The sequence below is a fragment of the Salinibacterium sp. G-O1 genome (assembly GCF_030063305.1).
Classification (GTDB): Bacteria; Actinomycetota; Actinomycetes; order Actinomycetales; family Microbacteriaceae; genus Rhodoglobus.
On sequence record NZ_JASISV010000001.1, the window covers coordinates 597987 to 624871 of the forward strand.

The window sequence follows — 26885 nt, forward strand, 5'->3', positions numbered from 1 at the left end:
GCCGCTAGGTGAGCGTCAGCTGAAGACCGTTCCGAGGTCGTAGGCGACGGGGCGCTCCAGCTGGCCGAGCGTGCACGAGCGCGCTTCCCGGTCGGGACGCCATCGTTCGAACTGCACGGTGTGCCGAAAACGGGATCCCTCCAACTGGTCGTAGCGCACCTCGACGACGAGCTCGGGGCGCAAAGGCACGAACGACATGTCGCGCGAGCCGGAGAAGCGGCTACGTTCGGATTCGCCGACGATCGGGGCGCCGCTGTCATCACGGACCACCACATGATCGAGTTCAGCGATGAGCTCCTGGCGGCGCGCATTCGAGAACGCGGAGATGCCGCCGACGCCGCGCAGTTCGCCGTCGTCGCCGTACAGTCCGACGAGCAGTGAGCCCACACCGCTTCCCGACGCATGGATGCGATAGCCGATGGCGACAACGTCGGCGGTGCGCACGTGCTTGGTCTTGAGCATCGTGCGCTTCCCGGGCGCATAGGGGGCCGCAAGTGGTTTGGAAACCACCCCGTCGAGCCCGGCTCCCTCGAACTCGGTGAGCCACGTCTTGGCGAGCGCGCTGTCGCGGGTCGTCTGCGTAATGCGTAGCGGGGCCTCCAGAGCCTCGAACAACCGTTCCAGGGCGGCCCGCCGCACCTCGAACGGCTCGTCTTTGAGCGAGCGGCCATCGAGGTGGAGCAGGTCGAACGCTACGAAGTCGGCCGGATTCTCCTGCGAGAGCCGCAGGATCCTGCTCTCGGCCGGGTGGATGCGCTGCGAGAGCGACTCCCAGTCGAGACGCTCGCGGCCGATCTGGCCCTGCCGAACGACGATCTCCCCGTCGAGCACGCACGAGACCCCTAGCTGGCGGGTGAACTCGGCGACGAGCTCAGGAAAGTAGCGGGTCAGCGGCTTCGATCCGCGGCTGTCGATCTGCACATCATCGCCGTCGACGTAGACGATCCCCCTGAAGCCATCCCACTTGGGCTCGTAGCTCAGGCCGGGGCCTTCGGGGATGCCTTTCACGGCTTTCGCGAGCATCGGCGCAACAGGAAATCCATCGGGAAGGTCCATTCGCCTACACTCGCACAGGGGTCGAGCAGTTAGATACCCCTTCCCCAGCCGATGCCCCCTGCGCCTGTCGATTGCCCACAACGGCACGGATCCGCGCAATGCGGGCCGGGGTTTTCTCGGTGAAATAGACTTGAATGATGGAAGAGGCGAACCCTGTGCAGCCGGGGATTGTGATTCGGCTGCGTCTCGACATCGCGTATGACGGCACCAATTTTTCCGGGTGGAGCACGCAGCCTGAGCTTCGAACTGTCCAGGGCACTATTGAAGACGCGCTTGGCGTTATCTTTCGCAAACACGGCCCCATTCCCACGCTTGTTGTCGCCGGTCGAACGGACGCTGGGGTGCACGCCAGCGGCCAGGTCGCTCACCTTGACCTCACCGCGGGGCAGTTACGCAGCCTCGACCGACCCCGCCGCGGCAACCTCGGGGGCCGACGCTATGACGGCCCAGCGTCGCTAGCTCGGCGGATTAACGGGATCGCGGGGCTTGAGGCCGACATCTATGTCTCCCGAGCGGTCATCGCCCCGGAGGGCTTCGACGCCCGTTTCTCGCCGATGTGGCGCCGCTATGAGTACCGCATTTCCGACAACGAATCTCCGCGCGATCCACGCTACCGAAATCACACTGTCTGGTATCCGGCGACGCTCGACGTCGACGCGATGAACGTTGCGGCACAAGAGCTGCTTGGGCTCCATGATTGGGCGGCCTACTGTAAGCCGCGCGAAGGAGCTACGACCGTGCGCAGTCTCGAAGAATTTCGATTCTCTCGCACCGACGAGGGGATCATCGTCGGCGAGGTGCGTGCCGATGCGTTCTGCCACAGCATGGTGCGGTCCCTCGTGGGGGCTGGGGTTTACGTCGGGCAGGGCAAGCTCGATTCGGGGCGACCAGCCGACATTCGGGATGAGCGCTCGAAGGGGAGCGAATTCAAAGTGATGCCGGCAAAGGGCCTTACGCTCGTCGAGGTGGGTTATCCCGCAGACGACCAGTTGGCAGCGCGGGCAGAGCTGACTCGCGCGCGACGAAACCCACTGGAGTAATGGGCTTCTGTGTAGCCGCTAGTCGGGCATTCGACGGTCGGTAGCGTCGCGCCGCGCTCACCGGTACCACTCGCTGGCTCGGCGCGGTTTGACCGGAAGCGAGTCGAGCGTCTAGACTCGACCCTTGGTGTCTGTGCCCCGTGCCTGACACCCGATCATGAGCCCTCCAGTGTTTTGAAACAACTGTTGCAAAACACGCGGCTGTGTTCCGCGACATCGTCAACGAACCGACCACGGAGTGGGATTCACGAACACCTCAATCGATCAATGAAAGCAGCACTATTGTGACGCGTACATTCTCACCCAAGCCCGAAGACGTCCAGCGCGACTGGGTCATCATCGACGCAACCGACATCGTTCTCGGCCGTCTCGCAACCCACGTGGCAGTTCTGCTGCGCGGCAAGCACAAGGCAACTTTTGCCCCCCACATGGACATGGGTGACTTCGTCATCGTCATCAATGCGGAGAAGGTAGCCCTCACGGGTTCGAAGCTGGCCAACAAGAACTACTTCAGCCACTCCGGTTACCCGGGCGGCCTGACCGTGACGACCTACTCCGAGATGGTTGCGAAGCACCCCACCCGCGCTGTCGAGAAGGCAGTTCGTGGAATGCTCCCGAAGAACTCGATCGGTCGCGCTCAGCTCACGAAGCTCAAGGTCTACGCAGGCGCAGAGCACCCGCACGCGGCGCAGCAGCCTACGCCGTACACCCTTTCCCAGGTCGCTCAGTAGCGCCCGCGCTTCTCACGCAAAGAACTAAGGACTTATAAATTGGCCAAGATCGAAGACTCCGTCGCCGAGTCAGCACCCGCGAGCTTCACCACCGAGACGCCTGCTGCTGGTTACTCCACCGAGACTCCCGCTGAGGATGCCCCCAAGGCTCCCCGCGCAGTCCTGACCGTTCCCGGCGCAGCCGTGGGACGCCGCAAGCAGGCCATCGCCCGCGTGCGCCTCATCCCGGGGGAGGGCACCATCACGGTCAACGGCCGTGAGCTCGCCGAGTACTTCCCCAACAAGCTGCACCAGCAGCTCATCAACGACCCGTTCAAGATCCTCGATCTGCTCGGCAGCTACGACGTCATCGCAAAGATCACCGGTGGTGGCCCCTCGGGCCAGGCCGGCGCACTTCGCCTCGGCATCGCGCGTTCGCTGAACCAGATCGACGAAGAGAACAACCGTGCGGCCCTGAAGAAGGCCGGCTTCCTGAGCCGTGACGCTCGCGTCAAGGAGCGTAAGAAGGCTGGACTCAAGAAGGCCCGTAAGGCTCCTCAGTTCTCGAAGCGCTAAAGCGCTTCGCGCAAGAGCAGGCATGTCCAGGCTCTTTGGTACAGACGGTGTTCGCGGACTCGCGAATGGCGCACTGACCGTAGATCTGGCGCTCAACCTTGCCCAGGCGGCTGCGGTCGTCCTGGGCAAGGGAAGAGTCGCCGACGGTCGTCGTGCTTCGGGCCGTCGACCGGTGGCGGTCATCGCTCGCGACCCCCGGGTTTCCGGCGAGTTCATCGCCGCCGCGGTTGCCGCTGGCCTGGCGAGCTCGGGCGTCGACGTGTTCGACGCCGGAGTGGTGCCGACACCGGCACTCGCGTATTTGGTGGCGGATTTCAAGGCCGATCTCGGCGTCATGATCTCCGCATCGCACAACCCAGCGCCCGACAACGGGATCAAGTTCTTCGCCGCGGGTGGCACGAAGCTGCCCGATGAGGTCGAAGACCGCATCGAGGCGATGCTCGATCAGCCGAAGCTCGCGCCCAAGGGCGCTGACGTCGGTCGCATCAGGCGGTTCTCTGACGCCGAGGATCGCTACCTCGTGCACCTCCTGTCGACTCTTCCGCATCGGCTGGATGGCATTCATGTCGTGCTCGATTGCGCGCACGGTGCCGCGGCCGGCGTCTCGCCCCAGGTTTTCACTGACGCCGGTGCACAGGTCACCGTCATCGGAGCAGACCCCGACGGCATCAACATCAACGATGGGGTCGGATCGACCCACCTTGGCCCTCTCGCGGCGGCGGTCGTGGCGCATGGTGCCGACATCGGCATCGCCCACGACGGCGACGCGGATCGCTGCCTTGCCGTGGATGCGCAGGGCAACACGATCGACGGCGACCAGATCATGGCCATCCTTGCGCTGTCGATGGCGGAACGCGGGGTGCTCACCGATCGGGCCCTTGTCGCGACCGTCATGAGCAACCTCGGCCTTCGGCGCGCAATGGCCTCCAACGACATCCGGATGGTCGAAACCGCTGTGGGCGACCGCTACGTGCTTGAGGCGCTGTCTGCACAGAAGCTTTCCCTGGGCGGTGAGCAGTCCGGGCACGTCATCATGACGAAGTTCGCGACCACGGGCGACGGCATCCTGACCGGACTGCACCTTGCCGCAGAGATGGCCAGAACGGAAAAGACGATCGCGCAGCTGGCGTCGGCCATGACGGTGTACCCGCAGGTTCTGATCAACGTTCGCGGCGTCAACCACCTCGGGCTGAAATCCAATTTCGACATCGCCGCTGCCGTTGCCACCGCGGAGGCGACGCTGGGCGATTCCGGTCGAGTGCTGCTTCGCCCGTCCGGTACGGAGCCGATGGTGCGGGTCATGGTCGAAGCCGAGCACCAGCATGTCGCTGAGTCGATCGCGGAGGGCCTCGCGGCCGTGGTTCGCGAGAGGCTTCCGCTCTAGATCTTTCGCAGCAAGACGCTCGACACCGCATGGTTTGACCCCTTGCGCAGCACGAGTGAGGCGCGCGGCCGTGTCGGCAGGATGTTCTGCTCGAGGTTCGGCGCATTGATGCTGGCCCAGATTCCCCGGGCTCGCGCGCGAGCTTCGTCCTCGCTCAGCTCGGCGAACCGGTGGAAGTACGACTGCGGGTTGGAGAAAGCGCCGCGCTGCAGTCGGAGGAACCGCTCCTCGTACCAGCGCGCGATGTCGCTGGAGCGAGCATCCACGTAGATGGAGAAGTCGAAGAGGTCGCTGACGGCGAGACTTCGCCCCCCGACGGGTGGCTGCAACACGTTGAGACCTTCGATGATCAGCACGTCTGGCGCGTTGACGACGATTTCGGCGTCGGGAACTATGTCGTAGGCAAGGTGCGAGTAGAAGGGCGCGCGAACCTCCCGAGCCCCGCTCTTGATCTTGCTGACGAAGCGGAGCAGCGCCCTGCGGTCGTATGACTCGGGGAAGCCCTTTCGTTCCATCAGCCCCCGCCGCTTCAGCTCGGCGTTGGGGAAGAGAAATCCGTCTGTCGTGACCAGCTCGACCCTGGGGGTGTCTTCCCACCGTGCCAGCAACTCGCGAAGCAGCCTCGCGATTGTCGATTTGCCGACCGCAACCGAGCCGGCCACCCCGATCACAAACGGCGTGTGCGCCGCTTTACCCCCAATGAACGTGGATGTCGCGGCGTGCAGTTTCTGCGCGCCCTCCGCGTACAGGCTCAGGAGTCGGCTGAGCGGCAAATACACTTCTTCCACCTCGACCAGGTCGAGTTCGTCGCCCAGGCCGCGGAGTCCGATGATCTCTGTGCGGCTGAGCGGTGCCGTCATGGTGGGCGCGAGCGCAGCCCAATTCGCCCGTCCCAACTCGATGAACGGCGAGAATTGTCCGTTGTTGTTGAGGGGCTCTGACATCGGCTAAATCCTACCGGTGTGTCGCCGACAGGCTAAGGCAACTAAAATCAGTTCCCATGTGCGGAATCGTGGGTTATGTCGGTAGCAACTCGAACGGCAGCAAGAGTGTCGAGGTGCTCCTCGGTGGACTGAAGCGACTCGAGTACCGCGGTTACGACTCGGCGGGCATTGCCGTCATCGACGAGTCGGGTCATCTCGGCACCCGCAAGCGCGCAGGCAAGCTGCAGGCGTTGCTGGACGACCTCGACAATGCGCCGCTCGCGAATGGTGCCACGGGTATCGGACACACGCGCTGGGCGACCCATGGCGGGCCCACCGACCGCAACGCGCATCCGCACCTCTCTGCCGACGGCAAACTGGCGCTCATCCACAACGGAATCATCGAGAACTTCGCCGAGCTCAAGAGCGAGCTCGAGTCAACCGGCGCTAGCTTCAGCAGCGAGACAGATACCGAGGTCGCAGCCCTCCTGGTCGGCCTCGAATACGACAAGACGGCCGACCTGACCGTTGCCCTTCGAAACGTCGTAGCGCGCCTCGAGGGTGCCTTCACCCTGCTGGTGATGCACGAGGACCAGCCTGGCGTCGTGGTTGGCGCTCGCCGCAATTCGCCGCTGGTCATCGGACTCGGTGACGGCGAGAACTTCCTCGGTTCCGATGTCGCCGCCTTCGTGGAGTTCACCCGACGAGCCGTCGCGATCGGGCAGGACCAGATGGTCACCATTCGCCCAGACTCGGTCGAGATCATTGATTTTCAGGGCAACCCGGTGGAGGCCGAGGAGTTCGATATCGCGTGGGATGCGTCGGCCTCGGAGAAGGGCGGCTGGTCGAGCTTCATGGCGAAGGAGATCAGCGAAGAGCCTGACGCGGTTGCGAACACCACCCTCGGACGTGTGCACGACGGACTCGTCACTCTGAAAGAGCTTGAGCCCATCAGCGACGATGTGCTCGCTGGCATCGACCGCATCGTCATCGTCGCGTGTGGCACAGCCGCATACGCCGGCATGCTGGGCAAGTACGCCATCGAGGAGTGGTCGCGCATTCCGGTGGACGTCGAGCTTTCGCACGAGTTCCGCTATCGCAACCCGATCATCACCGAGCGCACGCTCGTGATTTCCATCAGCCAGTCCGGCGAGACCATGGACACCCTGGTCGCGGTGCAGCACGCGACGAAATCCGGCGCGCAGGTGCTCTCTATCTGCAACACCCACGGGGCGACGATCCCGCGAGAGTCGCACGCTGTCGTGTACACGCACGCAGGTCCGGAGGTTGCCGTCGCGTCAACGAAGGCTTTCCTCGCCCAGGTGACGGCGCTCTACCTGGTTGGCCTTCATCTTGCGAAGGTCAGGGGAACCCAGACTGACGAGCAGATCCGCGAGAGCGTGGCCGAGCTTCAGGCCGTGCCCGAGAAAATTTCCGAGGTGCTGAGCGTCTCGCAGGCCGAGATCGGCCAGATGGCGCGATGGATGACCGACACCCAGTCGGTGCTGTTCCTCGGTCGCAACGTCGGGTTCCCGGTCGCGCTCGAGGGAGCACTGAAGCTCAAGGAGCTGGCGTACATCCACGCTGAGGGGTTCGCCGCGGGCGAGCTCAAGCACGGCCCGATCGCCCTGATCGAACCGGGACAGGTCGTCATTGTGGTGGTCCCCAGCCCGCGTGCCCCGCACTCGCTTCACCCCAAAGTTGTGTCGAACATCCAGGAGATCCGCGCGCGCGGCGCTCGGGTGATCGCCATTGCCGAGAAGGGGGACGCGGCTGTGCTTCCCTTCGCAGACGAGGTCATCCCGATTCCGCTCGCAGGTCCGCTCTTCGAGCCGTTCCTGGCGGTGGTACCCCTGCACATCTTCGGCATGGAACTCGCGGCAGCGAAGGGTCTCGACGTAGACCAGCCGCGCAACCTCGCCAAGTCCGTCACCGTCGAGTAAGGGTCCCGGGGGAGACACTGATGATCGTCGGGATCGGCGTCGACCTTGTCGACATCGCGCGCTTCGAGCACGGGCTGCAGCGCACGCCCGCGCTCATCTCGCGCTTGTTCGCCGAGAGCGAACAAGTCAAGAATGGGAAGCCGATGCCGCTGCGATCACTCGCGGGTCGATTCGCGGCCAAGGAAGCCTTCATAAAGGCCCTGGGCGATTCCACCGGCGTCACCTGGCACGATCTGCGGGTCGAATCCGATCACCTCGGCAACCCCAGCCTGGTGCTCGGCGAGGCCACGCAGGCGATCGCTGATGCGAAAGGCATCACGTCGGTGCACCTTTCGATGAGCCACGATGCCGGGGTGGCCATCGCCTACGTGATCGTGGAGTCCACGCCATGATGCGCGAGGCCCTGATCGATCTCGGCGCGATCTCGGGCAATGTCGAGAACCTGCGAGCCGCTGTGGGGGGTATGACGTCGATGGTGGTCGTCAAGGCCAATGGATATGGGCATGGCGCAACTCAGTCGGCGCGGGCGGCCGTCGCGGGAGGAGCCGACTGGCTCGGCGTCGTCGATATCGACGAGGCGCTTGAGCTGCGCGCAGCAGGCATCCAAACCCCGGTTCTTGCGTGGCTGCACGACCCGGATCAGGATTTCGCCGAGGCCATCGCCGCGCGGATCGACCTCGGGGTGAGCTACCTCGAGCAACTCGATCGGGTTGCCGCGGCATCCGGAACCGGCCAGATTCATCTCAAGGTCGACACCGGACTCGGCCGCAACGGCGCGGCACCGGGGGACTGGGCGGCTCTGTTCGACGCTGCCGCGGCCCACGAGCGCGCCGGCCGGATCGTGGTGCGAGGCATCTTCAGCCATCTGGCCGGGGTGAGTGACACCGATCAGGTGGCATCCTTCGAACAGGCCCTCGCGGAGGCCGCGGCGACCGGCCTCACGCCGGAACTCGTTCATCTCGCGGCGAGCGGTGCCGCGCTCGACGTGCCGAACTCCCGCTTCGACATGGTGCGGTTCGGGGTTGCTGCGTACGGACTATCGCCATACAGCGGAGGCTCCCACCCCGCCGTTTCGCTGACCCCAGCGATGCAGCTCAGCGGAGCGGTGGTCTCGGCCAAGCGCGTGAAAGCGGGAACCGGAGTGTCGTACGGGCACGAGCACGTCGTACCGAGAGACACCACACTCGCGCTGATTCCGCTGGGCTACGGCGACGGGATTCCCCGTCACGGTTCAGGTGCAGGACCGATCAGCATCAAGGGCAAGCGCTACACGGTGGCGGGCAGAGTTGCCATGGATCAGGTGGTGGTCGACGTGGGGGATGACGATGTTGCGGTCGGCGACCGCGCGATCTTCTTCGGCGACCCGGCCACCGGCGTGCCCTCTGCCGACGACTGGGCCGAGGCGTGCGGCACCATCAACTACGAAATCGTCACGAGGATCGGTAACCGTGTCGTGCGCCGGTACACGTCGTGATCGTCGTCTCGACCGTGATCGACACCCCCGAGTCGATGGGCGAACTGGGCGCGACGATCGCCGCGGAGCTTGAGGCGGGAGACCTCGTGCTGCTCAACGGCGAGCTGGGCGCAGGGAAGACGACACTCACCCGGGGAATCGGCGAGGCTCTTGGCGTGCGGGGTGCCGTGACCAGTCCCACGTTCGTGCTCGCGCGCACCCATCCCCGTGAGGGCGGCGCGCCACTCGTGCACGTTGACGCGTACAGGCTCGGCAGCGCGCTCGAGCTCGACGACCTCGACATCGACTTCGAGGCGTCCATTGTCGTCGTCGAATGGGGCGCAGGCATGCTCGACGGTGTCGTCGACTCCTGGCTTGAGATTGACATCGACCGTCCACACGGCGGCGATATGGATGCCGAGGTCGAACCGAGGCAGGTTCGCATCACCGGCCACGGACCGCGCTGGGCGCAACTGGGATGGATCGATGCTGCTCGCCATTGACACGTCAGCCGGCACGAGTGTTGCCGTGGTCGACCTCGACGGCGGCATCCTCGCAGAGCTCTCCTCCGACGATACGCGCCGGCACACCGAGGTAATCGGCTCCCTCATCGCGGCGTGCATCGCTGACTCCGGCATCACGGTTTCCGCGCTCTCCGGCGTGGTCGCAGGCATGGGTCCCGGCCCCTTCACCGGACTGCGGGTCGGCATCGCCGCGGCTCGCGTGTTTGCGGTGGGCGCTGGCACGAAGGTGATTCCGGCGGTCAGTCACGACGCCATCGCCTTCGGATGCACCGAACCGACACTGGTTGCGACAGACGCGCGCAGGCGCGAGGTCTACTGGTCGACCTATTCGGGCTCGGATGCCGCCGGCCTCCCGATCCGCACGAGCGGGCCGAACCTCGCCAAGGTGGGCGAGCTCGACACCGCAGTGCACGGATTCGCGGACTACCGCCTGGTGGAGGCCGCAACGGTGTCTGCCGGGGCTCTCGGGATGCTGGTCGAAACCATGCTCGCGAATGGCCGCGACGTCGAGAGCTCCTTCGACGGGCATCCTGGCGCGCTCTACCTACGATCGCCCGACGTCACCATGTCGAACGGGCCAAAGCGGGTCACGACATGACCTGGCAGTTGCGAAGGGCCACAGCCGATGACCTCGACGCGATCATGGCGATCGAGTCGACGGTGTTTACGACAGACGCCTGGTCTTCGGCGATCATGCGGGCCGAGCTAGCAGACCGGCACGGGTACTACCTCGTCGCGTTTCCGCCCGGCGAACCCGACCAGATCGATGCGTATGCCGGGCTGCGCTCGCCGCTGAGAGAACCGCAGGCCGACATCCAGACCATCGCCGTCGCGGAGCGCGCGCGCCGTAACGGACTCGGGCGAGTGCTGATGTTGCAGCTGATGTCTGAGGCGCGCACCAGGGGAGCGCGTGAGATCTTCCTCGAGGTTCGCGCCGACAATCCCTCGGCGCAGGCGCTCTATGTTTCGCTCGGCTTCGAGCAGATCGCCGTGCGCCCAAACTATTACCAGCCAGATGGCGTCGACGCGATCATTATGCGCATGGCCGTCGTCGAGCCGAAAGTGAGCGTGGCGCTATGAAGCCGTTAGTTCTCGGAATCGAGACGAGCTGTGACGAGACGGGCATCGGCATCGTACGCGGCACCGAGCTGCTCGCCAACGTGATCTCGTCGTCCATGGATGAGCACGCCCGCTACGGCGGGGTCGTGCCTGAGGTCGCAGCGCGTGCGCATCTCGAGGCACTGGTGCCGGCGATCGAGCAGGCGCTCGCCGAGGCGGATGTCACGCTCGCTGATCTCGACGCGATCGCCGTGACCAGCGGACCGGGGTTGGCCGGGGCGCTCATGGTCGGCGTCGGTGCGGCCAAGGCGCTGGCTGTCTCGCTGGACAAGCCGATCTTCGCGGTCAACCATCTCGTCGGCCATGTCGGAGCCGACCTCATCAGCGACACTGAGCCGCTCGAGTATCCGACAATTGCGCTTCTCGTGTCGGGCGGGCACACCTCCCTGCTGCTGGTGCGCGACCTGGTCTCCGACGTCGAGTTGCTGGGCGAGACGATCGACGACGCCGCCGGCGAGGCCTTCGACAAGGTCGCACGCCTGCTCGGGCTGCCGTACCCCGGCGGCCCGCACATCGACAGGGTCGCAGTGGGCGGAGACCCGAAAGCGATCCGTTTTCCTCGGGGCCTCAGCCTCCCCAAAGACATGGCGAAGCACCGGTACGATTTCTCGTTCTCAGGGCTCAAGACTTCGGTGGCGCGCTGGGTCGAGCGCGAGCAGGATGCCGGAGCCGAGCTTCCGATCGCGGATGTCGCGGCGAGCTTCCGTGAGGCCGTCGTGGACGTGCTCCTCACCAAGGCGGTGGCGGCATGCAACGACCTCGGCGTACCCCGGCTTCTGCTCGGCGGTGGGGTGGTGGCCAACGCCCGGGTTCGCGAGCTAGCGGCAGAGCGCTGCGAGGCTGCTGGCATCCGGCTTCGTATTCCGCCGCTGTCGCTGTGCACAGACAACGGCGCGATGATCGCCGCCCTCGGTGCTCAGCTGATCATGGCCGGTCGCCCGCCGTCGACCCTGGACTTCGGGGCAGACTCCACCCTTCCCGTCACCACAATCCAGGCCTAGCGCTGCCTGGTGGACGCGTTGAGGTCGCCTGCCGGACGCGCCACGTTGACAATGTCACCGCCACGCTGGGACTATGGCATCGCCGCTAGGCACCGACTTTCTTAGGAGCGCACTCATGACCGACCCAACACCGTACTCAGAGCCGCAGCCCCAGCAGCCGCAGCAGCCGTACAACGCACAGCCGGCCGGGCCCAAGACAAACGTTCTCGCGATCATCGCGTTGATCGGTGGCTTCGTGGTTCCGCTCGCCGGAATTATCGTCGGCTTCATCGCTCTCAACCAGATCAAGACCACGGGTGAGGCCGGCCGCGGACTTGCGATCGGTGGCATCGTCGTCGGCTTCGTCGTGGGCGCGCTGACGCTGCTGATCATCGCAGTGTCAGTGATCCTCCCGCTCGTGCTGGTCGGCTCGTACGGCGGATACAACTACTAATTCCCGCTGAAGCCCGCGCCTCGAAAGCGCGGGCTTCTTCTCTTGGAGCAACCATGACCACCAACACCCCAGACAACGAAATTCCTCCCGTACCGGTTCCGCCGGTCACTCCGCCCCCACCAGCTCCCGTCGAGCCCGCTCCGGCCGCTGCTGCGCCTCCCGCGCCGCTTCCTCCCGTGTCACCGGCGCCTCCCGCCCCCGCGGCCGCACGTCCCGACCCATACGCCGCCCCGGGCCAGACAGCACCGTATGCGTCGCCGGCCGCTGCGCCCCAGCCGAACCCATACGCCCCCGTGGCCGCTGGCCCGGTCCAGACCCTGAGCATCGTGGCGATGATCGTCGGCATCCTCGGCGTGCTCATGTCGTTCGTTGGGCTGGGATTCCTGCCGGCGCTCGCCGCCGTGATCATGGGCCACCTCGCCCAGAAGCGGCAGCCGTGGGCGAAGCCCTTCTGGGTCACCGCCCTCGTGACGGGCTACGTGGGCCTGGGAATCTCCCTGATTGCCGGGTTGTTCTTCCTGTTCGTCTTCATTGCGGCTTCCAGCGGCAGTTCCTTCTAGCCGATTACCCGTTCGACCAGCAGCGCCCTGCGCTTACCGCCCACGCGCGTAAGCATCAGGGTGCCGCTGGCGTCTCCCTTCGGCGCCAATGCCGTGCGGTATTCGGCGGGGTCGATATCGACTCCTCGCTTCTTGATCTCGAGCGTGCCGATTCCTCGCGCCGCGATCTCGCGCTTCAGGGTGCGCTTGTCGAGCGCGAAATCTTCGAGCACCCGGAAACAGGTGGCGAACGGGGTCACGTGAGCGGTGTCTGATGTCACGTACGCGATCGAGGGGTCGAGCATCCTGCCCCCGATTTTGCGCGCGAGGTCGCCGATGAGCCTGGCCCGGATGACGGCCCCGTCGGGTTCGTACACGAATTCACCCAGCGCGCCCGCTGCTTCGTCTGCGCTGTCTGCAGCGGCCGTCATCTCCGCCGTCCCGGCATCGCTGATGACGAGGGCTGAGCGACGGATGCCCGGGCGAGCAAGCGCTCCGAACCACAGCCCGAGCTCGACCACGTCCCGGTCGACCGAGACCCACTGGGCTTCGGCCCCGGGGGGAATCAGCTCGCGGTCGATGCCGGGACCGAGCTTGATGCCGGTCGGGTACAGTTCGGCCAGCCCGAAGGCGAAGTCGAGGGATGGCGACCAGTCGCCGGGGTCGCGAAGCCTGCGGGCGCCGTCGCGCCGGGCCGGGTCCAGGTAGATGCCGTCCACCCCCGCGAGGTTGGCCTCTTCCGCGGCCGAGTGCTCCACGCGGGCGTTCGACCACGGTGCGAGGTTGTAGGCGGCAATCGCGGCGGTGACCTCGTCACGCTCCACGGCGGTCACCTCGAGGTCGAGTGCCGCGATCGCCAGTGCATCCGCACCGATTCCACAGCCGAGATCGGCGACCCACTTGACGCCGGCATCCGAGAAGCGGCCAGCGTGGTGAGCCGCCACCCCCAGACGTGTCGCCTGCTCGAGCCCCGCCTCGGTGAAGAGCATCCGGTCTGCGAATGATCCGAACTTGGTGGTTGCCCGGTGGCGCAATTTGGCCTGATTGAGCACCGCTGAGACGAGCCCGGCCGGATGCCCGGCTTTGCGAAGATCTGACACCGTGCGAACCACATCCGCTGTGGAATCGAACGGCGGAAGGGAATCGAGCAAGCGGAGTCCTTCGGCAGAGAAAAGTTCTCGAAGTTCGGCCTGATCCATTCCCTCACGGTACCCGTGACGGCGGAGTAAACATGACAGGGTCGTGATTCGTCTGGCACTCACGTTGATCGAGTGCCAGCGAAGCTCTATAGTTGGGTTGGCACTCTCACAGGGAGTGTGCCAACCCAAGGTTTCTAGAAAGCAGAGGTCAACCGTGTCGGTGTCCATCAAGCCGCTCGAAGATCGAATCGTCATCAAGCAGGTAGAGGCAGAAACGACCACAGCGTCGGGTCTTGTCATCCCTGACACCGCGAAGGAGAAGCCCCAGGAGGGCGAGGTCGTCGCAGTGGGCCCAGGCCGCATAGACGATAACGGCAACCGCGTCCCGCTCGACATCGCAGTGGGCGACAAGGTCATCTACTCCAAGTACGGCGGAACCGAGGTGAAGTACGGCGGGGAAGACCTCCTCGTGCTCTCAGCTCGCGACGTGCTTGCGGTCGTAGTCCGCTAATTACGTTTCGCCAGAGTCCCGCGCATGCGGGTTCTGCCAAAAAGACCCCGTGGTTCTGCCACGGGGTCTTTTGCGTGCCCAGCCACACGTAGGCTGGATTGGTGCCCCCGACTTCCGCTACCGACGACCGGGTGTCGCGTCCCGGCCTCGCCTTCGCTCTCGCATCGTACGTGCTCTGGGGTTTTCTCCCCGTGCTGTTTGTTTCCCTTCGGCCGGCCGGTCCCATCGAGATCGTTGCCTGGCGGATTGTGCTCTCGCTGATCTTCTGCGCCCTCCTGATCTCGGTGACTCGCGGATGGCCTAGGTTGCGCGCCATCGTGCGCGATCGAGCCACCCTGGTGTCTCTGTCCGTTGCCGGAGTATTTATCCTCGTGAACTGGGTCGTCTACGTCTTCGCCAGCCTGAGCGGGCATGTGGTCGAGGCGGCCCTCGGATATTTCACCAACCCGATCGTGACCGTGCTGCTCGGGGTGATCGTGCTGCGCGAGCGACTGCGCCCGCTGCAGTGGATAGCGATCGGCGTCAGTGCGGTGGCTGTGCTCGTTCTCGCCATCGGCTACGGCTCTTTCCCATGGATAGCGCTCACCCTCGCCTTCAGCTTCGGTTTTTATGGGCTCGTCAAGAAGCGCGTGGGTCCGAAAGCCGACGCGATCAGTGGCCTGACGGTCGAAACCGCAGTGCTCGCGCCTGCCGCGGTCATCGCGCTGCTGATCATCAGCGCTGCCGGCGGATTGACCATCGGGACCCAGGCGGCCGGTCACACCGCTCTCATGCTCGCGCTCGGCGTCGCCACAGCGGTACCGCTCATCCTCTTCGCAGCGGCGTCGCGCAGGCTGCCGCTGACCTACATGGGACTTGTGCAGTACATCGCGCCGATTCTCCAGCTCCTTGTCGGTGTCGTGCTGCTCAAGGAGGACATGCCGCCCGAGCGCTGGATAGGGTTCGGCATAGTGTGGCTCGCGCTGGCGATCCTGACCGTTGACATGTTCGCCTCATCCGGTCGGCAGAGACGACGCCCGGCGCCCATGGTGGAAGCCGTGCCGTAACCGATCACACCGCACCTTTTCGGTCGATTGCCGAATCGTTACGTACTGATAACGGAATATAACGATCGTGCCGTGTTACACGTCTGTAACCCCCCTGTATTGTGCCGGGACCCCGGTGCCAATAGCTTGGCTAGAGGGCCCCACCGAAGTGGCTCTCATTTCCATGTCATACAACACGCAAGGAGCAACATGAGCGTATTCGCGAAGGCAACAGCCCCACGCTCGCGGTCACTTAAGTCCCTGATCAGCGGTGTCGCCGTCGTCGGCGTCAGCGCACTCGTCCTCAGTGGCTGTGCAGCACCAGCAGAAGAAGGTGGCAACAGCGCCGGACCGGCGCAGGACCTCTCGCTCAAGATCGGTACGGCACTTCCCGTCACCGGTAACCTCGCTTTCCTCGGCCCGCCCGAGATCGCTGGTGGCGAGTACGCAGCAGCCGAAATCAACGCGGCCGACCTCGGCGTGCAGATCGAGCTCATCCAGGGTGACTCGGGTGATACCGACAACAAGGCATACGAGACCGAGATCCCTCGCCTCCTGGGTGAAGGTGTCAAGGCCATCCTTGGTGCAGCATCATCAGGCGTGTCGCTGCAGTTCATCGACCAGGTAACTGGCGCTGGAGTCATCCAGTTCTCGCCGGCCAACACCTCGGCGGCATTCACCGACTACGCCGACAACGGACTGTACTTCCGTACGGCCCCGTCTGACGTGCTCCAGGGCGAGGTGCTCGGCAACCTGATCGCAGAGTCGGGTGCAGAAACCCTCGGGATGATCGTGCTCAACGACTCCTATGGCACCGGCCTCGCCAAGGTCGCCAAGGCTGCCTTCGAAGCTGCCGGCGGTGAAGTGGTGGCTGAGGTCAGCTACAACACCGGTGACACCACCTTCGACGCGCAGATCTCTGAGGTTCGCGCGGCTGACCCCGACGCGATCGCACTGATCACGTTCGAGGAAGTGTCGACCATGATTCCCGCTCTGAGCGGGTACCCGGCCGACCAGCTCTACTTCGTAGACGGCAACCTGAAGAACTTCGGCACCACGTTTGCTCCGGGCACCCTCACGGGCGCCAAGGGCACGCTTCCCGGCCTGAGCGTCGACACGTTGACGGAGTTCACCGGAAACCTGAACACGTTCTGGCAGGGCGAGGGTAACCCCGCACTCGAGGACTTCAGCTACGCAGCCGAATCTTATGACTCGGTTGTTCTGCTCGCTCTCGCAGCACTCGCAGCCGGTTCGACCGACTCGGACAAGATCGCTGCGAAGCTGCAGGAAGTCTCCGGTGGTTCTGGTGACGGTGAGAAGTGCACGAGCTTTGCAGAGTGCGCTGACATCATCAACGGTGGCGGCGTAGCTGACTACGACGGCATCTCAGGCCCGATCACGCTGAACGATGTCGGAGACCCGACTGAGGCCACCATCGGTGTCTACCAGTTCGGTGAAGACAACAACTACAGCGCAATCAACTAAGACTGCGCGGTAGGAGGGCCCCCGGCGAAAGCCGGGGGCCCTTCGTCGTGCCAGGCGCTCTCTCGCAGCGCTCAGGGGCGCCCGCAGGCAGCGAAAAACCCCGCTCCTGCAGCAGGAGCGGGGTCAGTCGGTGACAGTGGGTCAGGTGCCGAGCGTACCGAGGTAGAGGCCGATGACCTTCGGGTCGTTCAGCAGCTCGCGCCCGGTGCCTTCGTACGCATCGCGACCCTGGTCAAGGACGTATCCGCGATCGCAAATTTGCAGGCATCGGCGAGCGTTCTGCTCGACCATGATTGTGGTGACGCCTGCCTTGTTGATCTCTGAGACGCGCAGGAATGCTTCATCCTGACGCGCTGGGGACAGACCGGCGGATGGCTCGTCCAGAAGCAGCACGTGGGGGTCCATCATCAGCGCACGCGACATGGCTACCATCTGGCGCTCACCGCCGGACAGCGACCCTGCGCGTTGCTTGAGGCGCTGACCGAGTTCGGCGAAGATGCCCGTGACAAACTCCAGGCGCTCTGCATAGATTTTCGGGTTCTGGTACAGCCCCATCTGGAGGTTCTCTTCGATGGTCAGGCTGGGGAACACGTTGTTGTTCTGCGGCACGAAGCCGACACCGCGCGCCACCAGTTTGTTCGCCTTAAGCCCAGTGATGTCCTCACCGTTCAGCTCGATGCTGCCGCCGCGGATTTTCACCTGCCCGAAGATGGACTTGAGCAGCGTGGACTTGCCGGCGCCGTTCGGGCCGATGATGCCGATCAGTTCACCCTGCTCGGCGACGAGGTTGGTGCTGTTGAGGATGTTGACGCCCGGCAGATATCCTGCCGTCAGGTCGGTGACCTTGACCACCGCCGTCTTTGTCGCGGTATGGCTCATGAGCTCTTCTCCGGGTGTTCTGGCGGGGTGCTGTCTTTATGGGATCGTGAGCGGATGTTGCCGTCGAGGGTGGCAACCTCGTCTGCCATGTACTTGCCGACCTCCGGGATGTCCCCGGCAATGCGGCCGGTGACAACTCCCAGGTCGACATCCTGATGCGCACCGAGGTACGCGTCGATGACGGCCTGATTTTTCATGACCTCGTCAGGCGGGCCCTCTGCAACAACCTTGCCCTCGGCCATGACGATCACCCAGTCGGCGATGTGGCGAACCATGTGCATGTCGTGCTCGACGAACAGCACCGTCATCCCCTCGTCCTTAAGGTCGAGGATGTGGTCGAGCAGTGACTGCGTCAGAGCCGGGTTGACCCCGGCCATGGGCTCGTCGAGCATCACGAGTGTCGGCTCGCTCATGAGTGCCCGTGCCATTTCGAGGAGCTTCCGCTGGCCTCCAGAGAGGCTGGCCGCGAAATCTTCGCTCTTCTCGGCGAGCTTGAACTTCTGAAGGAGCACCATGGCGCGCTCTTCGATTTCGCTCTCCTGCTTGCGCCACAGGGCAGGGAACAGGCTCGACAGCAGGCGTTCGCCGCGCTGACCCTTCGCGCCGAGTTTCATGTTCTCGAGCACGGTCAGAAGACCGAGGGCTTTGGTGAGCTGGAAGGTGCGCACCTGACCCAGCTGCGCAACCTTGAACGCGGGGACTCCAGACAGGGAGTGCCCCTCGAACGTCCACTTTCCCGCGTCTGGCTTATCGAACCCGGTGAGCAGGTTGAACAGTGTCGTCTTGCCTGCACCGTTGGGTCCGATGAGGGCGGTGATGGCGTTTCGTGGAATCTCGATGTGTTTGACGTCGACCGCGGTGAGCCCACCGAAGGTGCGACGGATGTCGTCCGCGATGATGATCGGATCGACCTTCGCCACTCCAGGAGCAATCTCGCCCTTGTGCAGGCCCGTCGACTTGGGGCGCTGCTCGGGTGCTGCGGTGCTCATCGGTTCGTCGCCGCCCGGCAGTTCTTCACTGTTTGACAAAGGTCAGCTCCTTCTTATTGCCCAGGAGTCCCTGGGGTTTGAAGATCACGAGCAGCATGAGCGCGACTCCGACGAGGATAAAGCGCAGCGTCTGGGCCTGCGTGGTCGACATGAACGGCAGGATGCCGCTGGTCACCAGCGCTGGCAGCACGTTGCTCAGGAAGGTTTGCACCACCCAGAACAGCACCGCGCCCAGCACCGGACCAAAGACTGTCGCGGCACCACCGAGAAGCAATGCCGTATAGATGAAGAACGTCAGGGACGTCACGTAGACGCCGGGATTCACCGAGGATGGCAGGGCGTACACGATGCCCCCGAGGGCACCGAACACACCGCCGATGACGAGAGCCTGCATCTTGTAGGCGTAGACGTTCTTTCCGAGCGCACGCACCGCATCTTCGTCTTCACGGATGCCCTTGACGACGCGTCCCCAGGGGCTGCGCATGATCGTGAACACGATCAGCACGGCAAGCGCGAGGATGACGAGGCCGAAGATGCGCACCCACCATCCCGTCGCGTTGTACGTGAACGGCCCGATCCCGTAGGTTCCGTCCGGGATGGGGTTGGAGGCACGGAAGCTGTCGTGGTAGCCGCTGAGGCCGTCTGCGGAGCCAGTGATGGCATCGAAGGTGTTGGTCAGGAACAACAGGCGCACGACCTCGGCCGCCGCGATGGTCACGATGGCGAGGTAATCGCCACGCAGTCGCAGGGTGGGGATACCGAGGAGCAGCGCGAAGATGATCGACGCACCGACCCCGACGAACATCCCGGCCCACCAGGGGAAGCCGAAGGTGAGAGCCGAGATTGCGTACCCATATGCTCCGATGGCCATGGATGCCGCAACACCCATGTTGAGCAGGCCGGCGTAGCCGAAGTTGACCGCGAGACCCACGGCTGCGAGCGCGTAGGCGATCGTGGCGGGGCTGAGGATGGACGATGTCGTATTCGACAGAATCTGAAGGAAGTCCATGGTCTAACCCACTCTCTCTTTCCGGCCGAGCAACCCTTGAGGACGCAGCAGCAAGACCAGCACAAGTACGCCGAGCGCCCCGACGTACTTGAGGTCGGACGATATCCAGAGGGTGGAAAGTTCCACCAGCAGACCAATGACGATCGATCCGACGAGCGCGCCGAACGCGGTTCCGAGACCACCCAGGGTCACGGCGGCGAAGATGAGCAGCAGGATCTGCGCACCCATATCCCACCGGATGCCGGGGCGGAAGTACGCCCACAGGATTCCGGACAGACCGGCAAGACCCGCTGCGACGATCCACACGACGCGAACGACGAAGTCGACGTCGATGCCGGATGCCGCGGCGAGGGATGGATTGTCGGCCACCGCTCGCGTTGCCTTGCCGATGCGTGTTCGCACCAGCCACCAGGCGACCGCGAGGATCACCACGACGCTGATTCCCATGCTGGTCATGTCAACGACGCTGAGGGACACCGAACCGAAGAGCTTGATCTTGGGGGAGTCCGCGCCGGGAAGTTGTGCGGTGCCGCCACCGATGAAGAACTGGAAGATGTACCGTAGCGCCAGCGAGAGACCGATGCTGACGATCATCAGCTGAACCACGCCGACCCCGCGTTTTCGCAGGGGTCTCCAGAGGCCGGCATCCAGAACGTAACCGAACGCCATGCTCAACAGGATCGCTATGGGAATGGCACCCCAGATGGGCACGCCGAGGCCACCAGACATCACGAGGGTGGCGAGGGCGCCGAACGTCACCATCTCGCCGTGAGCGAAGTTCGAGATACTCGTGGTGCCGTAGACGAGCGAGAGGCCGATCGCCGCGAGACCGAGCATGAGACCGAAGTTGAGGCCATTGACGGTTCGCTCGACGAGTTGGTCGAAGAAGCTCGTCTGGTTGCGCTCACCACGACCGATGAAGAAGTTCATGACCGCGCTGCCGCTCGGCCCGATGCTCACTTCTTTGACGTTCGGGGAATCGTCGGCCTCGTCAACGACAGCGATGTCGGTGGGCAGAGTGTCTTCGTTGAGGGTGACCGTGTAGTCGCCCTTCTCGGGAACACCGATGGCCCAGCGGCCTTCAGCGTCCGTCTTGACTTCCGCCGAGTATCCGCCCCCATCGACCTTGATCTCGATGTCTTCGAGCGGCACACTGTTGAGCTTGACGTTGCCGACCACCTTGAAGTCGTACTTGTCGAGGTTGATGTCGTCGGCCGCGGCCGGACCGGCGAGCAGCGTGAGCGCAAGGGTCGCTGTAAGCGTTGCAAGGGCTAGGACGCCACTGCGCTTTGTCCAGCGAGCGCGACGTATTCGGGTAGTAGTCACAAAACCTCCTGACGGCACCAGCCAAAGCTGTGCTCCGCGGGTGCTGGCGCACCGTCTTCGATGACGATACTGCGCAAATGTGTCTCGGGTGTTTCCATCGGGACACATTTCGGTCTTGCCATTATGGGGTGTGGAATACCCGCAGGGCGAACGGGTTAATATTGGATACCGGTATTCAGCGCGGCATCCCGGTCTCAAATGTTCCAAAGTAAGAGGACCTCATGGACCAGCCTGACCCTTTCGGCTTTATCGGCCTTACCTACGACGACGTCATGCTGCTCCCGGGGCACACCGACGTTATTCCGAGTGAAGCAGACACGAGCTCGCGACTGACCCGCCGCATCAGGGTGGCATCGCCGCTGCTGTCAGCGGCGATGGACTCCGTCACGGAATCGCGCATGGCGATTGCGATGGCGCGCAACGGCGGCATTGGCATCCTGCATCGCAATCTTTCGATCGAAGATCAGGCCGCTCACGTCGACAAGGTCAAGCGCAACGAGTCAGGGATGATCACCAACCCGGTGACGACGTCGCCGGATGCCACGGTCGCGGAGGTCGACGCGTTGTGCGGCCAGTTCCGCATCTCGGGCCTGCCCGTGGTGGAGTCGGATGGCACCCTCGTGGGCATCATCACCAACCGCGATATGCGATTCGTGTCGCCGTTCGAGAAGTCGACCACCCTGGTTCGCGACGTGATGACCCGGACACCGCTCATCACGGCACCGATGGGCATCGACCCGGATTCGGCCGTGGCCATCTTTGCGCAGCACAAGATCGAGAAGCTGCCCCTGATCGACGGCAGCGGCAGGCTCACCGGCCTCATCACTGTCAAAGACTTCGAGAAGACCGAGAAATACCCCAACGCCACCAAGGATGACGAGGGCCGCCTGCGCGTGGGTGCCGCCATCGGATTCTTCGGGGACTCGTGGGAGCGGGCCGGGCAGCTTCGCGACGCCGGCGTCGACGTCATCGTGGTCGACACCGCCAACGGCGACTCGGCTGGCGTGCTCGACATCATTCGTCGGCTCAAGGGTGACAGCGCGTTCGACGCCGTCGACATCATTGGCGGCAACGTCGCGACACGCTCAGGAGCTCAGGCGCTCATCGAGGCGGGCGCTGACGCTGTCAAGGTCGGTGTCGGACCCGGCTCGATCTGCACCACCCGCGTGGTCGCCGGGGTCGGCGTGCCGCAGGTCACCGCGGTCTACGAGGCATCACTGGCCGCGCGCGAGACCGACGTTCCGGTCATCGCCGATGGTGGTCTGCAGTACTCGGGTGACATCGCGAAGGCGCTCGTGGCCGGCGCCGAGACCGTGATGCTGGGTTCGCTGCTCGCGGGAACCGACGAAAGCCCGGGCGATCTCATCTTCGTCAACGGCAAGCAGTTCAAGAGCTACCGCGGCATGGGCTCGCTCGGCGCGCTCCAGACCCGAGGCAAGAAGACCTCGTACTCTCGCGACCGCTACTTCCAGTCGGATGTTCCGTCAGACGAGCAGCTCATCGCCGAGGGCATCGAGGGTCAGGTGCCGTACCGCGGCCCGGTATCGTCCGTCGTCTACCAGCTGCTCGGAGGGCTGCGCCAGTCGATGTTCTACACCGGCGCCAGGACGATCGACGAGCTGCGGGCGAAGGGCAAGTTCGTGCGGATCACCGCTGCCGGGCTGAAGGAATCACACCCGCACGACATCCAGATGGTGGTCGAGGCGCCCAACTACCGCAGGTAGTTGGGCCGGCGCGTCCGATCAGAGGGCGAGCGCCATCCGCATGATCGCCTCGGCGAGCACCTCCGGGCTGCAGGCGAGGTTGAGTCTGGCGAAGCCACGACCCTGGGTTCCGAAGGTGGGCCCGGCGTTGAGGGCGACCCGTGCTTCCTCCAGAATCCGGATGCTCGGATCGTCGCCCAGCCCCATCGCCCTGAAGTCGAGCCAGGCGAGGTAGCTGGCTTCGGGCATCCGGTAGCCGACCTCGGGGAGCAATTCGTCGAGAAGGCTCGCGAGAAGGTCACGGTTTGAGGTGATGGAGGCCAGGGCGCCATCCAGCCACTGCTGGCCGTGCTCGAACGCGGCAACGCTCGCGTGCAGGCCGAGCAGGCTCGTGCGGAACCCGACCTCTTCGGGCATCCGGTCGAGCACACGAAGGCCCCGCTTGCCGCCGGCGACCATGATGGCGCACTTGACGCCGGCGAGGTTCCATCCTTTGCTGGCTGACGTGACGGTGATTCCGCGCTTGCGGGCCTCATCCGACACGCTGAGGTACGGGACGAAATCCACCCCGGGATGCACCAGCGGTCCGTGGATCTCGTCGCTGATGACGGTGACCCTGTGTGTGTCGGCGAGGCGGGCAACGGCCTGCAGAGTCTCGGCCGAATGCACGAGGCCGAGAGGGTTGTGCGGGTTGCACAGCAGCAACGCGGTGGCTCCGCCCGCGAAGGCGCGCTCGAGCCCATCCAGATCGATGCTCCAGGTTGTGCCATCGTCGAGAAGGGGTACCTCGGCGATCACGCCGCCTGCCTCGGGAACCAGGTCGAAAAACGGCGGGTAGACCGGGGGCATGATGACGACGGCATCCCCAGGGCTGATCGACTGGCGCAACGACTCGACTATCGCCACGCTCACGTCGGTTGCGGTGCGCACCTTGAGTGGATTGACGACCCACCCCCAGGTGCGTTCGGCGTAGCCCGCGAAGGCGGCTGGCAGCGGACCGGGGGAACCCACATACCCGGTGTCGGACGCCTCAATCCTGGCGATCATCGACTCCGCGATGACAGGCGCAAGCGCGTAATCCATCTCGGCGACGAACAGCGGAAGCACGTCTGAGGGGTATGCCGTCCACTTCTCACTGGTGCGAGTGCGGAGCTGGGCCAGCGGAACTGCGCGAACGTCGGTCATAAGACAAGCTTGCCTCATCCATCGCGCCTAGACTTGACGCGTGAATGACATCGAAATTGGCCGCGCCAAGCGGGCCCGTCGCGTGTACGCCTTCGACGACATCGCGGTAGTGCCGTCCCGCCGCACGCGTGACCCGCAGGATGTCTCGATCAGCTGGACGATCGACGCTTATACGTTCGACATTCCGGTGCTGGCGGCGCCCATGGACTCGGTCGTCAGCCCGAGCACTGCCATCGCCATGGGACAGCTCGGCGGCCTCGGCGTGCTCGACCTCGAGGGCCTGTGGACGAGATACGAAGACCCCGAGCCGCTTTTTGCCGAGATCCGCGAGTTGCCTGCCGACGGCGCCACCAAGCGGATGCAGCAAATCTATTCGGAGCCGATCAAGCCGGAACTGGTCACTGCGCGGCTTGCCGAAATTCGTGCGGCAGGCGTTCCCGTCGCTGGCGCGCTGAGCCCGCAGCGCACGAAAGAACTCTCCAAGACGGTCGTCGACGCCGGAGTTGACCTGTTCGTCATCCGTGGCACCACCGTGAGCGCAGAACACGTGTCGAAGGCCGTCGAGCCGCTCAACCTCAAGGAATTCATCTACGAGCTGGATGTGCCGGTCATCGTGGGCGGCGCGGCCACCTACACCGCGGCGCTTCATCTCATGCGCACGGGTGCCGCCGGTGTGCTCGTCGGCTTCGGCGGGGGAGCAGCATCAACGACCCGCGCGAGCCTGGGCATCCACGCTCCGATGGCCACGGCGGTTGCCGATGTCGCCGGCGCAAGGCGTGACTACATGGATGAGTCCGGCGGCCGATACGTGCACGTGATCGCCGATGGCGGTCTGGGAACCAGCGGTGACATCGTCAAGGCGATCTCGGTCGGCGCCGATGCGGTCATGCTCGGCAGCACCCTCGCGCGGGCCACAGACGCCCCCGGAGGCGGCTGGCATTGGGGTGCCGAGGCGCACCACTCCGAGCTGCCCCGCGGCAATCGTGTCGAGGTCGGCTCGCTGGCCCCGCTGAAAGAGATCCTCTACGGGCCGTCGAGCGCCGCAGATGGCCGGGTCAACCTCATGGGTGCGCTCAGGCGATCGATGGCAACGACCGGCTACTCCGACCTGAAAGAGTTCCAGCGCGTCGAGGTCGTCGTCGCACCATACAACGCGGAGTAATCATGGCCAACCGATCCGTCACTCGTTCGTCAAAACTCGGCGCAGAGGAGCGGGCGGCCGCTCTCGAAACGCTGAAGTCGAAAGAGCTCGACATCCTGGTGATCGGTGGCGGGATCGTGGGCACCGGTGCCGCGCTGGATGCCGCGACCAGGGGCCTGCGGGTCGGTATGGTCGAGGCACGCGACTGGGCCTCCGGTACCTCGAGCCGCTCGTCGAAACTGGTGCATGGCGGCATCCGCTATCTGGAACAGCTCGACTTCAGGCTCGTGCGCGAGGCTCTGATCGAACGAGGATTGCTGCTTCAGCGCATCGCGCCCCACCTCGTGAAGCCCGTGCGCTTTCTGTACCCGCTCACGAAACCGGTCTTCGAGCGCCTCTACGTCGGTGCTGGGATGTTGTTGTATGACATCTTTAGCTATTCGGGCGGTAGGCCGCCCGGGGTGCCGCACCACCGCCACCTGACGAAGCGCCAGATGCTGAGGGCGATGCCGAGCCTGCGCAACGATGCGTACGTCGGTGGCCTCACCTACTACGACGCCCAGGTCGACGATGCGCGCTTCGTGGCCAACCTCGCGCGGACGGCAAGCTTTCACGGGGCCCATGTCGCCAGCCGGGTGCGGGTCGAGGGATTCATCAAGGTGGGTGAACGCGTCGTCGGCGTGAATGCCCACGACCTCGAGACCGGCGAGAATTTCGAGATCAGGGCGCGACAGGTTGTCAACGCGACCGGCGTCTGGACCGATGACACGCAGGCCATGGTCGGTGCGCGCGGCCAGTTCAAGGTTCGCGCGTCGAAGGGCGTGCACCTGGTGGTGCCGCGCGATCGTATCCACTCCAAGCTCGGGCTGTTGCTGCGCACCGAGAAGAGCGTGCTGTTCGTCATCCCGTGGGGCCGGCACTGGCTGATCGGCACGACAGACACAGACTGGAACCTGGACAAGGCGCATCCGGCCGCGACCTCGGCAGACATCGACTACCTCCTCGGTCACGTGAACAAGGTGCTTGCCGTGCCCCTCACGCGCGACGATGTCGAGGGCGTTTTCGCCGGCCTTCGACCACTGCTGGCCGGCGAATCAGACCAGACCTCCAAACTTTCGCGCGAGCACATCGTCGCTCACACGGTGCCGGGCCTGGTCGTGGTGGCCGGAGGCAAGTGGACGACCTATCGCATCATGGCGATGGATGCGATCGACGAAGCCGTTGCTGCGCTCGACGGCAGCGTCTCGAAGAGCATCACCGCCGACATCGCCCTGCTCGGCGCCGAGGGCTATCACGCGGCGTGGAACAAGCGCAGCAAGATGGCGCGCGCCTTCGGTGTGCACAAGGTGCGTATCGAGCATCTCCTCAACCGCTACGGCGTGATGACGGATGAGCTGCTCGACCTCATTCGTGAGCAGCCCGAGCTGCTCGATCCGCTGCCGGGTGCCGACGACTACATCGGTGCCGAGGTCGTGTACGCGGCCACCCACGAGGGTGCACTGCACCTCGATGACGTGCTCGCCAGGCGCACCAGGATTTCCATCGAAGCGTGGGACAGGGGAGTGTCAGCTGCGCCCGTGGCCGCGGGGCTGATGGCGGGCGTACTCGGCTGGGACGCCGAGCGCACGCAGAGCGAGGTCGACCACTATCTCGAGCGGGTGGCCGCCGAGATCGAGAGCCAGTTGCAGCCGGATGACGCCTCCGCCGATCGCGCCCGGCTCGAAGCTCGCGACATCTGAGCGGCGCCTGCGCTCCGACCTGGTTCACAGGGCGCCGGACGTGCCGACGGTAG

Annotated in this window: 27 protein-coding genes; 19 read left to right on the forward strand and 8 right to left on the reverse strand. The window is 64.7% G+C overall.

Features of this window, described 5'->3' with window-relative positions; translation table 11 throughout:
* Positions 1 to 15 precede the first annotated feature (15 nt).
* Positions 16 to 1056, reverse strand: a complete 1041-nt coding sequence (locus QMG83_RS02985; RefSeq protein WP_283503867.1) for an ATP-dependent DNA ligase — start codon at positions 1054 to 1056, stop codon at positions 16 to 18.
* A 137-nt stretch (positions 1057 to 1193) separates the two neighbouring features.
* On the opposite strand from QMG83_RS02985, the gene truA reads away from it, so the two are divergent.
* The 4 genes from truA (at position 1194) to glmM (ending at position 4766) form a co-directional block, all read left to right on the forward strand.
* Positions 1194 to 2096 (forward strand): tRNA pseudouridine(38-40) synthase TruA, encoded by a 903-nt coding sequence (gene truA, locus QMG83_RS02990; RefSeq protein WP_283503868.1) that lies wholly within the window; start codon positions 1194 to 1196, stop codon positions 2094 to 2096.
* A gap of 284 nt (positions 2097 to 2380) precedes the next feature.
* Positions 2381 to 2827: a 50S ribosomal protein L13 gene (gene rplM / locus QMG83_RS02995; RefSeq protein ID WP_199281177.1), complete on the forward strand. Its 447-nt coding sequence runs from the start codon at positions 2381 to 2383 to the stop codon at positions 2825 to 2827.
* A 39-nt stretch (positions 2828 to 2866) separates the two neighbouring features.
* A complete protein-coding gene (gene rpsI / locus QMG83_RS03000; protein ID WP_283503869.1) occupies positions 2867 to 3382 on the forward strand; it encodes a 30S ribosomal protein S9 in 516 nt (171 codons plus the stop codon).
* A 22-nt stretch (positions 3383 to 3404) separates the two neighbouring features.
* On the forward strand, positions 3405 to 4766 hold the full coding sequence (gene glmM, locus QMG83_RS03005; protein ID WP_283503870.1) for a phosphoglucosamine mutase: 1362 nt from the start codon (positions 3405 to 3407) through the stop codon (positions 4764 to 4766).
* Here glmM and coaA read toward each other — a convergent pair.
* Entirely contained in the window at positions 4763 to 5710 is a 948-nt protein-coding gene (gene coaA, locus QMG83_RS03010; protein WP_283503871.1) for a type I pantothenate kinase, read from the reverse strand. The genes glmM and coaA overlap by 4 nt on opposite strands.
* 56 nt (positions 5711 to 5766) lie before the next feature.
* Here coaA and glmS point away from each other — a divergent pair, with 56 nt between their 5' ends.
* From glmS to QMG83_RS03055, 9 genes are all read left to right on the forward strand, one after another.
* On the forward strand, positions 5767 to 7632 hold the full coding sequence (gene glmS / locus QMG83_RS03015) for a glutamine--fructose-6-phosphate transaminase (isomerizing) (RefSeq protein ID WP_283503872.1): 1866 nt from the start codon (positions 5767 to 5769) through the stop codon (positions 7630 to 7632).
* A gap of 20 nt (positions 7633 to 7652) precedes the next feature.
* Entirely contained in the window at positions 7653 to 8024 is a 372-nt protein-coding gene (locus QMG83_RS03020) for a holo-ACP synthase (RefSeq protein WP_283503873.1), read from the forward strand.
* The gene (alr, locus tag QMG83_RS03025) at positions 8021 to 9106 is read left to right on the forward strand and encodes an alanine racemase (RefSeq protein WP_283503874.1); all 1086 of its coding nucleotides are present in this window, start codon (positions 8021 to 8023) and stop codon (positions 9104 to 9106) included. Before QMG83_RS03020 ends, alr begins: the two co-directional genes overlap by 4 nt.
* Before the next feature lie 35 nt (positions 9107 to 9141).
* A complete protein-coding gene (tsaE, locus tag QMG83_RS03030) occupies positions 9142 to 9588 on the forward strand; it encodes a tRNA (adenosine(37)-N6)-threonylcarbamoyltransferase complex ATPase subunit type 1 TsaE (protein ID WP_283504511.1) in 447 nt (148 codons plus the stop codon).
* On the forward strand, positions 9572 to 10207 hold the full coding sequence (gene tsaB / locus QMG83_RS03035) for a tRNA (adenosine(37)-N6)-threonylcarbamoyltransferase complex dimerization subunit type 1 TsaB (protein WP_283503875.1): 636 nt from the start codon (positions 9572 to 9574) through the stop codon (positions 10205 to 10207). Before tsaE ends, tsaB begins: the two co-directional genes overlap by 17 nt.
* Positions 10204 to 10689 (forward strand): ribosomal protein S18-alanine N-acetyltransferase, encoded by a 486-nt coding sequence (gene rimI, locus QMG83_RS03040; protein WP_283503876.1) that lies wholly within the window; start codon positions 10204 to 10206, stop codon positions 10687 to 10689. The genes tsaB and rimI overlap by 4 nt, the downstream gene beginning before the upstream one ends.
* A complete protein-coding gene (tsaD, locus tag QMG83_RS03045) occupies positions 10686 to 11729 on the forward strand; it encodes a tRNA (adenosine(37)-N6)-threonylcarbamoyltransferase complex transferase subunit TsaD (protein WP_283503877.1) in 1044 nt (347 codons plus the stop codon). The genes rimI and tsaD overlap by 4 nt, the downstream gene beginning before the upstream one ends.
* A 115-nt stretch (positions 11730 to 11844) precedes the next feature.
* Entirely contained in the window at positions 11845 to 12162 is a 318-nt protein-coding gene (locus tag QMG83_RS03050) for a DUF4190 domain-containing protein (protein ID WP_283503878.1), read from the forward strand.
* A gap of 53 nt (positions 12163 to 12215) precedes the next feature.
* Positions 12216 to 12722 carry a hypothetical protein gene (locus tag QMG83_RS03055; RefSeq protein ID WP_283503879.1) on the forward strand — a complete coding sequence of 169 codons (507 nt, stop codon included), beginning with the start codon at positions 12216 to 12218 and terminating at the stop codon, positions 12720 to 12722.
* Here the strand turns inward: QMG83_RS03055 and QMG83_RS03060 are convergent.
* Positions 12719 to 13900, reverse strand: a complete 1182-nt coding sequence (locus QMG83_RS03060) for a THUMP-like domain-containing protein (RefSeq protein ID WP_283503880.1) — start codon at positions 13898 to 13900, stop codon at positions 12719 to 12721. The two genes, QMG83_RS03055 and QMG83_RS03060, sit on opposite strands and share 4 nt — an antisense overlap.
* Before the next feature lie 154 nt (positions 13901 to 14054).
* On the opposite strand from QMG83_RS03060, the gene groES reads away from it, so the two are divergent.
* The 3 genes from groES to QMG83_RS03075 all read left to right on the forward strand — a co-directional run bounded on the left by groES (position 14055) and on the right by QMG83_RS03075 (position 16861).
* Positions 14055 to 14351: a co-chaperone GroES gene (groES, locus tag QMG83_RS03065; protein WP_131416385.1), complete on the forward strand. Its 297-nt coding sequence runs from the start codon at positions 14055 to 14057 to the stop codon at positions 14349 to 14351.
* Positions 14352 to 14449: 98 nt separating this feature from the next.
* Entirely contained in the window at positions 14450 to 15397 is a 948-nt protein-coding gene (gene rarD, locus QMG83_RS03070; protein WP_502948989.1) for an EamA family transporter RarD, read from the forward strand.
* Positions 15398 to 15586: 189 nt separating this feature from the next.
* On the forward strand, positions 15587 to 16861 hold the full coding sequence (locus QMG83_RS03075; RefSeq protein WP_283503882.1) for an ABC transporter substrate-binding protein: 1275 nt from the start codon (positions 15587 to 15589) through the stop codon (positions 16859 to 16861).
* A gap of 141 nt (positions 16862 to 17002) precedes the next feature.
* Here the strand turns inward: QMG83_RS03075 and QMG83_RS03080 are convergent, their stop codons facing one another.
* From QMG83_RS03080 to QMG83_RS03095, 4 genes are read right to left on the reverse strand one after another with little or no spacing between them, the layout of a single operon-like run.
* Complete coding sequence (locus tag QMG83_RS03080; protein WP_283503883.1) at positions 17003 to 17740, reverse strand: ABC transporter ATP-binding protein; 738 nt, start codon at positions 17738 to 17740, stop codon at positions 17003 to 17005.
* Positions 17737 to 18729 carry an ABC transporter ATP-binding protein gene (locus QMG83_RS03085; RefSeq protein ID WP_283504512.1) on the reverse strand — a complete coding sequence of 331 codons (993 nt, stop codon included), beginning with the start codon at positions 18727 to 18729 and terminating at the stop codon, positions 17737 to 17739. The genes QMG83_RS03080 and QMG83_RS03085 overlap by 4 nt, the downstream gene beginning before the upstream one ends.
* Positions 18730 to 18754: 25 nt before the next feature.
* The gene (locus QMG83_RS03090; RefSeq protein WP_283503884.1) at positions 18755 to 19738 is read right to left on the reverse strand and encodes a branched-chain amino acid ABC transporter permease; all 984 of its coding nucleotides are present in this window, start codon (positions 19736 to 19738) and stop codon (positions 18755 to 18757) included.
* Positions 19739 to 19741: 3 nt separating this feature from the next.
* The gene (locus QMG83_RS03095; RefSeq protein WP_283503885.1) at positions 19742 to 21064 is read right to left on the reverse strand and encodes a branched-chain amino acid ABC transporter permease; all 1323 of its coding nucleotides are present in this window, start codon (positions 21062 to 21064) and stop codon (positions 19742 to 19744) included.
* 221 nt (positions 21065 to 21285) lie between these two features.
* Here QMG83_RS03095 and guaB point away from each other — a divergent pair, with 221 nt between their 5' ends.
* Positions 21286 to 22788: an IMP dehydrogenase gene (gene guaB / locus QMG83_RS03100; protein ID WP_283503886.1), complete on the forward strand. Its 1503-nt coding sequence runs from the start codon at positions 21286 to 21288 to the stop codon at positions 22786 to 22788.
* Positions 22789 to 22806: 18 nt separating this feature from the next.
* Here guaB and QMG83_RS03105 read toward each other — a convergent pair whose 3' ends face one another.
* Positions 22807 to 23952, reverse strand: a complete 1146-nt coding sequence (locus tag QMG83_RS03105; RefSeq protein ID WP_283503887.1) for a MalY/PatB family protein — start codon at positions 23950 to 23952, stop codon at positions 22807 to 22809.
* A 40-nt stretch (positions 23953 to 23992) separates the two neighbouring features.
* Here QMG83_RS03105 and QMG83_RS03110 point away from each other — a divergent pair, with 40 nt between their 5' ends.
* A complete protein-coding gene (locus QMG83_RS03110) occupies positions 23993 to 25114 on the forward strand; it encodes a GuaB3 family IMP dehydrogenase-related protein (RefSeq protein WP_283503888.1) in 1122 nt (373 codons plus the stop codon).
* A gap of 2 nt (positions 25115 to 25116) precedes the next feature.
* A complete protein-coding gene (locus QMG83_RS03115) occupies positions 25117 to 26832 on the forward strand; it encodes a glycerol-3-phosphate dehydrogenase/oxidase (protein WP_283503889.1) in 1716 nt (571 codons plus the stop codon).
* Positions 26833 to 26885 lie beyond the last annotated feature (53 nt).